10 protein-coding genes and 1 riboswitch are annotated in these 10,895 nt (G+C 62.6%); of the genes, 7 read left to right on the forward strand and 3 right to left on the reverse strand.

Going from position 1 to position 10,895, the window contains the following annotated elements:
• The first annotated feature begins 26 nt into the window (after nucleotides 1-26).
• The 4 genes from ACMCNM_RS04170 (at nucleotide 27) to ACMCNM_RS04185 (ending at nucleotide 2,032) form a co-directional block, all read left to right on the forward strand.
• The gene (locus ACMCNM_RS04170) at nucleotides 27-212 is read left to right on the forward strand and encodes a CPXCG motif-containing cysteine-rich protein (protein WP_186681747.1); all 186 of its coding nucleotides are present in this window, start codon (nucleotides 27-29) and stop codon (nucleotides 210-212) included.
• Nucleotides 212-472 carry a putative signal transducing protein gene (locus ACMCNM_RS04175; protein ID WP_027594451.1) on the forward strand — a complete coding sequence of 87 codons (261 nt, stop codon included), beginning with the start codon at nucleotides 212-214 and terminating at the stop codon, nucleotides 470-472. The genes ACMCNM_RS04170 and ACMCNM_RS04175 overlap by 1 nt, the downstream gene beginning before the upstream one ends.
• Nucleotides 473-487: 15 nt before the next feature.
• The gene (locus tag ACMCNM_RS04180; protein WP_085274099.1) at nucleotides 488-1,108 is read left to right on the forward strand and encodes an SOS response-associated peptidase; all 621 of its coding nucleotides are present in this window, start codon (nucleotides 488-490) and stop codon (nucleotides 1,106-1,108) included.
• A 108-nt stretch (nucleotides 1,109-1,216) separates the two neighbouring features.
• Nucleotides 1,217-2,032, forward strand: a complete 816-nt coding sequence (locus tag ACMCNM_RS04185) for a M48 family metallopeptidase (protein ID WP_027594449.1) — start codon at nucleotides 1,217-1,219, stop codon at nucleotides 2,030-2,032.
• A 126-nt stretch (nucleotides 2,033-2,158) separates the two neighbouring features.
• On the opposite strand, the gene ACMCNM_RS04190 is transcribed toward ACMCNM_RS04185, so the two are convergent.
• From ACMCNM_RS04190 to ACMCNM_RS04200, 3 genes are all read right to left on the reverse strand, one after another.
• Entirely contained in the window at nucleotides 2,159-2,743 is a 585-nt protein-coding gene (locus tag ACMCNM_RS04190) for a TMEM165/GDT1 family protein (RefSeq protein WP_027594448.1), read from the reverse strand.
• 21 nt (nucleotides 2,744-2,764) lie between these two features.
• Nucleotides 2,765-2,972, reverse strand: a riboswitch (yybP-ykoY riboswitch).
• A gap of 39 nt (nucleotides 2,973-3,011) precedes the next feature.
• On the reverse strand, nucleotides 3,012-4,010 hold the full coding sequence (locus tag ACMCNM_RS04195) for a class I SAM-dependent methyltransferase (RefSeq protein ID WP_186681749.1): 999 nt from the start codon (nucleotides 4,008-4,010) through the stop codon (nucleotides 3,012-3,014).
• 55 nt (nucleotides 4,011-4,065) lie between these two features.
• Entirely contained in the window at nucleotides 4,066-5,031 is a 966-nt protein-coding gene (locus ACMCNM_RS04200) for a 2-hydroxyacid dehydrogenase (protein WP_412763986.1), read from the reverse strand.
• Between the two features lie 216 nt (nucleotides 5,032-5,247).
• Between ACMCNM_RS04200 and ACMCNM_RS04205 the strand changes: the two genes are divergently transcribed.
• From ACMCNM_RS04205 to ACMCNM_RS04215, 3 genes are all read left to right on the forward strand, one after another.
• The gene (locus tag ACMCNM_RS04205; protein ID WP_099428325.1) at nucleotides 5,248-6,930 is read left to right on the forward strand and encodes a fatty acid--CoA ligase; all 1,683 of its coding nucleotides are present in this window, start codon (nucleotides 5,248-5,250) and stop codon (nucleotides 6,928-6,930) included.
• A 332-nt stretch (nucleotides 6,931-7,262) separates the two neighbouring features.
• Entirely contained in the window at nucleotides 7,263-9,149 is a 1,887-nt protein-coding gene (locus tag ACMCNM_RS04210) for a DUF1302 domain-containing protein (RefSeq protein WP_027594444.1), read from the forward strand.
• Nucleotides 9,150-9,174: 25 nt separating this feature from the next.
• Nucleotides 9,175-10,539: a DUF1329 domain-containing protein gene (locus tag ACMCNM_RS04215; protein ID WP_027594443.1), complete on the forward strand. Its 1,365-nt coding sequence runs from the start codon at nucleotides 9,175-9,177 to the stop codon at nucleotides 10,537-10,539.
• Nucleotides 10,540-10,895 lie beyond the last annotated feature (356 nt).

A 10,895-nucleotide genomic window follows, 5' to 3' on the forward strand; every position in this document is an offset into this window, starting at 1 on the left:
ACGCATAAGTCACCGTGGAGGCCGCGATGCTAGAAACCGACTCCTATCATTGCCCGTATTGTGGCGAACGGGTGGAAACCACTGTCGATATCTCCGCTGGCGACCAGGTCTACATCGAGGATTGCCAGGTCTGTTGCAAGCCTGTGGTGATGATCCTGCAGGTGCACGATGACGAATGGATGCTTGATGTCAGACGCGAGGACGATGCCTGATGCAACGGATCTACGAACCGGAAAGCCTGCTGGAGGCTGAAATGCTGGTGGGCATGCTGGCCAGTGAGGGCATCTCGGTGCACCTGGTCGGCCGCGACCTGGTGGGTGCTGCCGGTGAGCTGCCGATGCAGGGTTTGCTGGGGCTTGCCGTGCCCGACGAGCAGGCCGAGTACGCACGGCAGCTGATCGATGCGTACAATGATGCCCAGCCACTGGTTGGTGACGAACCGGAGAGCTATCCCGGTACCTTGATCTGCTAGGTAAAAAATTCGCCCATGTGTGGACGTTACGCCCTGTTTCGCTGGCCCCAGGCCCTTGCCAGTCTGCCGGGCTTTCCCGTCGGCCAGCCGGCACAATGGAATATTTCGCCCGGTGCGTCGGTGTTGATCCAGCGCCAGGTCGACGGCGAGCATGGCTTGGCCAAGGCACGCTGGGGCCTGACGCCAGCCTGGCTCACTGACCTTTCCCGCACGCCTGCCCATGCCCGAGCAGAAACCCTTGCCGAACAGCCGATGTTCCGCGAAGCGTTTCGCCAGCGCCGCTGCCTGATGCCGGCCAATGGCTTTTATGAATGGCGCGGTACGGTGCGCAAACGCCCCTACTGGCTGACCCCAGGGGAGGGGTCGTCACTGTATTTTGCGGCGGTGTGGGAGGCCTATCCGGTGCAGGACCAGGTTTGGCTGAGCTGCGCGGTGGTGACCCAGGCCGCCATGAACCAGCGCCGGCCGTTGATTCTGGACGAGGCGGGGCAGGCGGCCTGGCTGGACCCTGATACGCCGATCACACGCCTGCAGGAGCTGCTCGCCAGCCCCCCGGCTACGCTACGTGAGCGGGCATTGGCAAACTTCGTCAATGACCCGAAACTGGATGCACCGGAGTGCCTGACACCGGCCTGACGCCGGCCAGGCAGCGGGGCCGTGCAGCCGGTAAAATTCTTCCCTGCGGCTATGGCGGGTCCAGGCGACTAAGCCTAGGATACGCCGCATGTAAAAGGGAGTGTTTTCATGCGTAAGTCATTTGTTGTCAGTGTGTTGAGTGCCGGTATCCTGCTGGCAGGCTGCCAGGCGGTGAATACCACCAGCGGCGGAGCCGTCGGTGTCGAGCGCAAGCAGTACATGTTCAGCATGCTCTCGACCGATGAGGTCAACCAGATGTACGCCCAGTCCTATCAGCAGACCCTCGGTGAGGCGTCGAACAAGGGCGTGCTGGACAAGTCCAGTGCCGATGCCAAGCGCGTGCAAGTCATCGCTGACCGGTTGATCGCCCAGGCGCCGAAGTTTCGCCCGGATGCCGCCCAGTGGAACTGGGAAGTCAACGTGATCAAGAGCGACGAGCTCAACGCCAACTGTGGCCCTGGCGGCAAGATCATCGTTTACACCGGCCTGATCGACCAACTCAAGCTGACCGATGCCGAGATTGCTGCGGTGGTCGGTCACGAGATCGCCCACGCCCTGCGTGAGCACAGCCGTGAAGCCATGTCCAAGGCCTATGGTGTGGAAATGGCCCGTCAGGGTGCGGGTGCCATCTTCGGCCTGGGCCAAAGCAGCATGGCCATGGCCGACACCGTGGTGAACTACGCCATGACCTTGCCCAACAGCCGTGCCAATGAGAACGAGGCGGACCTGATCGGCCTAGAGTTGTCGGCACGTGCCGGTTATGACCCGAATGCCGCGATCACCTTGTGGAACAAGATGAGCAAGGCTTCTGAAGGCGCGCCGCCTGAGTTCATGAGCACTCACCCGGCGTCCGAAAGCCGTATTGCCTCGTTGCAGGCAGCGATTCCGAAGGTGATGCCGCTGTATCAGGCTGCCAAGAAGTAATCTGCGTCCTGTAGGAGCAGCCTTGTGCTGCGAAGAGGCCGGTGACAGCGCCGAAGATCTACTGTGCTGTCACTGGCCTCTTCGCAGCACAAGGCTGCTCCTACCGGTCAGCCTACCCAGCGACTATCAGCCTACCCAGCCACTGGCCTTCATCGCCGAGTACACGGCCACCACCGCCAGCACGAAGAACGCGGTAGCCGCCAGTCGACGAATCAGGGTCAACGGCAGTTTGTCTGCCGCAAAGTTACCCGCCAATACCACCGGCACGTTGGCAATCAGCATGCCCAGCGTGGTGCCGATGATGACCATGATCAGGTGCGGGTATTGCGCGGCAAGCATGACTGTCGCCACCTGGGTCTTGTCACCGATCTCGGCGAGGAAAAACGCAATCAGCGTGGTGAGGAACGGGCCGAAGCGGCGCGCCGGGTTTTCATCGTCATCCATCTTGTCCGGCACCAGCGTCCACAGCGCCGTGGCAGTGAAGCTGGCGGCCAGGATCCAGTGCAGCGCCGAGTCGCTGAAGAACCCGCCGACCCACGCACCCACGGCGCCCGCGGCGGCATGGTTGGCCAGGGTAGCGGCGATGATGCCGGCGATGATCGGCCAAGGCTTGCGGAAGCGAGCGGCGAGAATGAGCGCGAGCAGTTGCGTCTTGTCGCCGATTTCGGCGAGGGCAACGATGGCGGTGGGGACCAGCAGAGATTCCAGCATCAGGTTTCCTACGGGGGCGGGTCGACACGGCTATGACACGTACAACCTTCCCGCCCCGGGTAAGGTGTGCGTGTCATAGGTCTTGTCAAACCGCGGATCCGTCTGTGCGGATCTCTCTATGCAGGCTCTGCATAGTGGGTCGCACGCGCCATGGCCTGTGGGCCAAGTATGTTGACGCGTGCCGGGCGAGCTGGGTGCTCGCGGGAGACTACTCCCCTAGGACGGTGCGGATTCTGCCTAGCCGAAGCGGTTTCGGCAAGCGCTGTTTTTATCCGCGTGTTGCCTGGTAGATCCGGAAACCGTCAGCCTCGGCGCGTACCTGGCAGTTACCCAAGGCCCCTTCGATCAGTGGCTGGTAGCGCAGGAAGCTATTGGCGACAAGGCGCATTTCGCCGCCTTTTCGCAGATGAACGCCGGATTTTTTCAGCAAATTCTCTGAAGCCTGGTAATTGGTGTGCACGCCGGTATGAAACGGCGGATTGCTCAGGATCACGCTCAGGTCGGCAGGGGCCGCGTCGATGCCATCACCGCTGATCACTTCACCTTCCAGGCCGTTGGCGGCCAATGTCAGGCGGCTGGCTGCCACGGCAAACGCGTCCACGTCGAGCAGGGTCAGCCGGCTTTGCGGGTAGCGGCGTTTCACCGTGGCGCCCAGCACCCCGGCACCGCAACCGAAGTCCAGCACATGCCCGCTTGGCAGGCCATCCAGGTGCTTGAGCAGCAGGGCGCTGCCGCGGTCGAGGCGGCCGTGGCTGAACACGCCCGGCAGGCTGACCACTTGCAGTGGGCCATCCTCGAGGTCGAGTTCGAAGCGCTCGGCCAGGCTTTCCAGCGGCGTGGCCGCTGGCGCGTGGTCAACGGTCACCTGCCACAACTGGCAATGCCGGGCGCTGTCGAGCTTGCGCGGTTTGCCAAAAGCCTGCAGTTGCTTCGCCGCGCCTTCGATGCCGCCGCGTTTCTCGCCGACCAGGTACAGCTCGCGCCCGGCCAGGCGCGAGGCCAGCGCATTGAGCAGGTAGGCGGCCAGCTCGCGGGACTTGGGCAGGAACAGCACGGCGCTGTCGAAGGCCACCGGGGGGGCTTCGACACCGTAATGGCTACGGCCAGCGAAGCGGCCCTCGAGCATGGCCTGGTCACCGGCATGCCAGGTCCAGCCATGTGCCATGGGCAGGTGGCCGAGCAGGTCGTCGGCGGGCGCGCCGGCGAGCAGCAGCGGGCCTTGGAACAGGTCCGCCTGGCGGAGCAACACTTCACTGCGCGGGTCCATGGACGACGCCTCCTGTAAAAAAAGTCGCGCAGTGTAGCAGAGGCTAACGCTGCGCTCAGCTGACCACGCGGCGTGGCTGACCGGCGAAATAGGCCTGGGCATTCTCGCTGAGCTGGCCGACGATGCGCTGGCGCGACTCCACTGCCCCCCAGGCACTGTGCGGGGTGATGATCAGGCGCGGGATATCGCCTGCCAGCAGCGGGTTGCCGTCGACCGGTGGCTCGACGCTCAGCACGTCAGTAGCGGCGCCACCCAGGTGGCCTTGGCGCAGGGCGTCGGCCAGAGCCTGTTCGTCGATCAAGCCACCCCGTGCGGTATTCACCACCAGGGCGCCGGGCTTGAGCAAGGCCAGCTCACGGGCCCCGATCATGTGCCGGGTATGCTCGTTCAACGGGCAATGCAAGGTCAGCGCGTCCACTTGCGGCAGCAGGTCTTCCAGGGGCATGCGGTCGGCCCGCTCCGGGCGGCCGGGGATCTGCCCGCTCAAGACGCGCATGCCGAAGGCTTCGGCCAGGCGCGCCACTGCGCCGCCCAGTTCGCCATGGCCGAGCAGGCCGAGGGTCTTGCCCTCCAGCTCGACGATGGGGAAGTCCAGCAGGCAGAACTGGCTGGCCTTGGCCCATTGGCCGTCGGCCACTGCTTGGTTGTAGTCGCACAGCCGCGTGGCCAAGGCCAGCAGCAGGGCGAGGGTATGCTGGGCCACCGACGGCGTGCCGTAACCCTGGCAGTTGCACACGGTGATGCCTTGGGCGCGGGCCGCCGCCAGGTCGACATTGTTGGTGCCGGTGGCGGCCACCAGGATCAGCTCGAGCTGCGGGTTGGCGGCAAGGGTCGCGGCATCCAGCATGACCTTGTTGCTGATTACCGCAACGGCGCCCTGCAGGCGTTCGGCGACCTGCTCCGGACGGGTGGCGGCAAACAGCTCGAACGCCTCGAACTGCGATTGCAAGGGCGACAGGTCAAGGTCACCCAGGTCCAGGGACTGGTGATCGAGGAACACGGCGCGACGCGGGCTGGGCATGGGGTTCTCCGGTGGCGGGGCGGGAAATGGGGCATGGGTTTCGGTGCAAAGCCCGAAGGGGTTAGCCGCAGTGTCTAGCCCGCGGTTACCGCGCGTCAACGCCTGCCACTCATACCTCAACGGCCCAAATCATTCCTTCGGCTGATTTGACCGTCACATTCAGCTACTACAGTAGATCCAGACTTGTCCGGCCCGTTTTTCAGAAAAGGGATACCCATGTTGCAGACCCGCATCATCAAACCCGCCGAAGGCGCCTACGCCTACCCCCTGCTGATCAAACGCCTGCTGATGTCCGGCAGCCGCTACGAGAAAACCCGCGAGATCGTCTATCGCGATCAGCTGCGCCTGACTTATCCACAGCTCAACGAGCGTATCGCGCGCCTGGCCAATGTCCTGACAGAGGCCGGGGTCAAGGCCGGTGACACGGTGGCGGTGATGGACTGGGACAGCCATCGCTACCTGGAATGCATGTTCGCCATCCCGATGATCGGCGCGGTGGTGCACACCATCAACGTGCGCCTGTCGCCAGAACAAATCCTCTACACCATGAACCACGCCGAAGACCGCGTGGTGTTGGTCAACAGCGACTTCGTCGGCCTTTACCAGGCAATCGCCGGGCAGTTGACCACCGTCGACAAGACCTTGCTGCTGACCGACGGCCCGGACAAGACCGCCGAGCTGCCCAACCTGGTGGGCGAGTACGAGCAGTTGCTCGCCGCCGCCAGCCCGCGCTATGACTTCCCGGATTTCGACGAAAACTCGGTGGCCACCACCTTCTACACCACCGGCACCACCGGCAACCCCAAAGGGGTGTACTTCACCCATCGCCAGCTGGTGCTGCATACCCTGGCCGAAACGTCGGTCACTGGCAGTATCGACAGCGTGCGCCTGATTGGTAGCGATGATGTGTACATGCCCATTACCCCGATGTTCCACGTGCATGCCTGGGGCATCCCCTACGCCGCCACCATGCTGGGCATGAAGCAGGTGTACCCGGGGCGTTACGAGCCCGACATGCTGGTCAAGCTGTGGCGTGAAGAGCAGGTCACCTTCTCCCATTGCGTGCCGACCATCCTGCAGATGTTGCTCAATTGCCCGACCGCCCAGGGCCAGGACTTCGCAGGCTGGAAGATCATCATCGGCGGCAGCGCGCTCAACCGCTCGCTGTATCAGGCGGCCCTGGCACGTGGCATCCAGCTGACTGCCGCGTACGGCATGTCCGAGACCTGCCCGCTGATCTCGGCAGCGCACCTGAACGATGAACTGCAGGCGGGCAGCGAGGACGAGCGTGTCACCTACCGGATCAAGGCCGGTGTGCCGGTGCCGTTGGTCGAGGCGGCGATCGTCGACGGCGAGGGCAATTTCCTCCCGGCCGATGGCGAGACCCAGGGCGAACTGGTGCTGCGCGCGCCCTGGCTGACCATGGGTTACTTCAAGGAGGCGCAAAAGAGCGAGGAGCTGTGGCAGGGCGGCTGGCTGCACACCGGTGATGTCGCGACCCTCGACGGCATGGGCTACATCGATATCCGCGATCGCATCAAGGACGTGATCAAGACGGGCGGTGAGTGGATATCCTCGCTCGACCTCGAAGACTTGATCAGCCGTCATTCGGCCGTGCGCGAAGTGGCGGTGGTGGGGATCGCCGACCCGCAGTGGGGCGAGCGGCCGTTTGCCCTGTTGGTGGTACGTGATGGGCAGGCCATCGATGCCAAGTCACTCAAGGACCACCTCAAGCCTTTTGTCGAAGAAGGGCACATCAATAAATGGGCGATTCCAAGCCAGATTGCCGTTGTTACTGAAATTCCCAAGACCAGTGTTGGCAAACTCGACAAGAAACGCATCCGCCAGGACATCGTCCAGTGGCAGGCCAGTAACAGTGCGTTCCTTTCTACCCTGTAACCCCCGTGCGGGTGGTGGACGACAGAACACGACCCGCAGGCTAGAGAGCTCGGCGCCTTGCCAAACAGGAAAAATGCGCCATGCTTCAGCACGGCCAGCACGTAACCCGAAAAACCTCGTAGCGAGTTGGCGGCACGGAGCGCAAATCACACTTTAGAGGGATCAAGCGCCTGTGCCTTGCTGGCTATAGTCGAGGCCAGGAGATTTTCAGAAATGGGGGAGGGCGACACGCGCAAGCCGTGTCGCCGCAGGTGCAAACCTGCACACCGGTCCCACGGACCGTTTCTGAAAGGACTCACTGCCATAACAAAAAAGTACATGGAGTAGCGTCGATGAAATCTGCAAACCTGTTCTGGCGCCGGGCCAAGTTGCCCTTGGCCGTCAGCCTTGCTTCCACGCTCGCAAGTCCTGCTTTCGCTGTCAGTTTCAACATAGGTGAAATCGAAGGGCAGTTCGACTCGTCGCTCTCCGTTGGCGCCAGCTGGTCGACCGCCAGCCCGAACAAGAACCTGATCGGGGTCAACAATGGCGGCAAGGGGCTGTCGCAGACCTCCGATGACGGCCACCTCAACTTCAAGCGTGGCGAGACCTTCTCCAAGATCTTCAAGGGCATCCACGACCTGGAGCTCAAGTACGGCGACACCGGGGTGTTCGTGCGTGGCAAGTACTGGTACGACTTCGAACTCAAGGACGAAAGCCGCCAGTTCAAGGACATCAGCGACTCCAACCGCAAGGAAGGCGCCAAGTCGTCCGGCGCCGAACTGCTCGATGCGTTCGTCTACCACAACTATTCGATTGGCGACATGCCAGGCTCGGTGCGCCTGGGCAAGCAGGTTGTCAGCTGGGGTGAGAGTACCTTCATCGGCGGTGGTATCAACTCGATCAACCCGATCGACGTGTCCGCGTTCCGCCGCCCTGGGGCCGAGATCAAGGAAGGCCTGATCCCGGTCAACATGTTCTACATCTCCCAGAGCCTGACCGACAACCTGTCGGCCGAGGCCTTCTACCAGATCGAATGGGACCAGACCGTCGTCGACAACTGCGGCACGTTCTTCTCGCAGCCGGACATCATTGCCGACGGCTGTACCGACAACCTGCGCGTGCTCAACAGCAGCCGCACAGTACCGGGCGCGGCCCAGCAGTTCCTCGCCACCCAGGGCGTTAACATCAACGAGGAAGGCGTGATGGTGCGCCGCGGGGCCGACCGTGATGCGCGTGACAGCGGCCAGTTCGGTGTGGCGCTGCGCTACATGTTCGACCCGCTGGACACCGAGTTCGGTGCCTACTTCATGAACTACCACAGCCGTGCGCCGATCTTCAGCGCCACCGGTGCCCCGCCCTCCGTGTTCGCTGGCCTGAGTGCCCTGCCGGCACAGTTGCGCGCGCTGGCACCGCTGATCGTGGCCGGTAACTCCGAGTACTTCGTCGAGTACCCTGAGGACATCCGCCTGTACGGCCTGAGCTTCTCCACCACGCTGCCTACCGGTACCGCCTGGAGTGGTGAAGTCAGCTACCGCCCCAACGCGCCTGTGCAGCTCAATACCACCGACATCCTGTTCTCGGGTGTACGCCCGATTGGTGGCGCCCTGAGCAACGCTTCGCTGCTCTCCGGTACCCCTGGCCAAGACCTGCACGGCTACCGTCGCAAGGAAATCACCCAGTTCCAGACCACCCTGACGCACTTCTTCGACCAGGTGATGGGCGCCAGCCGCATGACCGTGGTGGGCGAGGTGGGGGTTACCCATGTCGGCGGCCTGGAAAACGCCCACGAAACCCGCTACGGCCGCGACCCGGTATTCGGCCCCGGCCCACTGCCAGCCACAGGTGGCGCGGACACCTGCCAGGCGCTCAACGCCAGCACCATCGCAGGCGCGGGTGCCGGTGCATCGACCACCAACCTGAATCGCAAGTGCGAGAACGACGGCTACACCACCAGCACCTCCTGGGGTTACCGCGGTCGGGTCATCTGGGACTACAACGACGTCTTCGCCGGGGTCAACCTCAAGCCGAGCGTGGCCTGGTCGCATGACGTTTCCGGCTACTCGCCCGGCCCTGGCGCCAACTTTGAAGAAGGCCGCAAGGCCGTCAGCCTGGGCCTGGACGCCGAGTACCAGAACACCTACACGGCGAGCCTGTCGTACACCAACTTCTTCGACGGCAAGTACAGCACCGTGGATGACCGCGACTTCGTCGCCCTCAGCTTCGGCGTGAACTTCTAAGAATACTGATCCAGGACGACACGACATGAACAAGACCAGAAGTCTGCTGCAAGCCGGTGTGCTGGGCCTGTCCCTGCTGGCGACCAGTGTCATGGCAGCGGTGTCTGCCGATGAGGCGGCCAAGCTGGGCAGCACCCTGACCCCGATGGGCGCCGAAAAGGCCGGTAACGCCGATGGCTCGATCAGTGCTTGGCAACCGCTGTCGAAATCAGCGGGCAGCGTCGATGCCAAGGGGTTCCTTTCCGACCCGTATGGCAGTGAAAAGCCGCTGTTCACCATCACCGCGCAGAACGTCGACCAGTACAAGGACAAGCTCTCGCCGGGCCAGGTGGCAATGTTCAAGCGCTACCCAGACACCTTCAAGATCCCGGTGTTCAAGACCCACCGCGGCTCCACCGTGCCTGACGATGTATTCGCCGCCATCAAGAAAAACGCCACCCAGACCACACTGGTGGAAGGCGGCAACGGCTTGAACAACTTCGATACGGCGGTGCCGTTCCCGATCCCGAAAAGCGGCCTGGAAGTGATCTGGAACCACATCACACGCTACCGAGGGGGCAGTGTCAGCCGCCTGGTTACTCAGGCTACCCCACAGCAGAACGGCTCTTTCAACCCGGTGTACTTCTCCGACCAGTTCGTCTTCCGCGACAAGATGAAGGATTACGACGCAAGCAACCCGGGTAATATCCTGTTCTACTTCAAGCAGGAAGTGACCGCGCCCGCTCGCCTGGCCGGGACCGTGCTGCTGGTGCACGAAACCCTCGACCAGGTGAAGGAGCCGCGCAAGGCGTGGATCTACAACGCCGGCCAGCGTCGTGTACGGCAGGCACCGCAAGTGTCGTACGACGGCCCCGGTACCGCTGCCGACGGCCTGCGTACCTCGGACAACCTGGACATGTTCAACGGTGCGCCAGACCGCTACGACTGGAAGCTGGAAGGCAAGAAGGAACTGTACATCGCCTCCAACGCCTTCAAGCTGGATGACCCCAAGCTGAAGTACACCGACATCATCAAGGCCGGGCACATTAACCAAGACTTGTCGCGCTACGAGCTGCGCCGCGTCTGGCACGTGGTCGCAACCCTCAAGCCAGGCCAGCGGCACATCTACGCCAAGCGTGACTTCTACATCGATGAAGACACCTGGCAGGCCGCAGTGATCGACCAGTACGACGGCCGTGGCCAGCTGTGGCGCGTTTCCGAAGCCCATTCCCAGCCGTACTACAACAAAGAGGTGCCTTGGTACACCCTGGAAACCATCTACGACCTGCAGTCGGGTCGTTATTTGGCGCTGGGCATGAAGAACGAAGAGAAGCGTGCCTACGACTTCGGCTTCAGTGCCAGCAAGGCTGATTTCCAGCCCGCGGCCCTGCGCCAGGCAGGTGTACGTTAATCTGAAAGCCTTCCACTCCTGTGATCCCCAGAACGTCCCGGCTTGCCCGGGACGTTTTTTTATCCTGCTCCGGCGATGGTTTCAGGGCAAACACAAGCCCTGTAGGAGCAGCCTTGTGCTGCGAAGAGGCCATTGCAGCCGAAGATAATCTCTAGCCTTATCGGCCTCTTCGCAGCACAAGGCTGCTCCTACCGGTACTGCACTGGCCTTGAAAGCTACGCAATCCCTGTGGGCGCGGGCAATAAATCTGCTGAATACCCAACCAAACCCCCGCTCCAGCCCCTGTCCATCAGGGTTGTTGCTTTTTGTCGTAGTCTTTTACAGGCCTATTGTGCCCATCATCTTCAAATGCGCTG

The organism is Pseudomonas sp. NGC7 (genome assembly GCF_047159675.1).
Taxonomy (GTDB): domain Bacteria; phylum Pseudomonadota; class Gammaproteobacteria; order Pseudomonadales; family Pseudomonadaceae; genus Aquipseudomonas; species Aquipseudomonas kermanshahensis.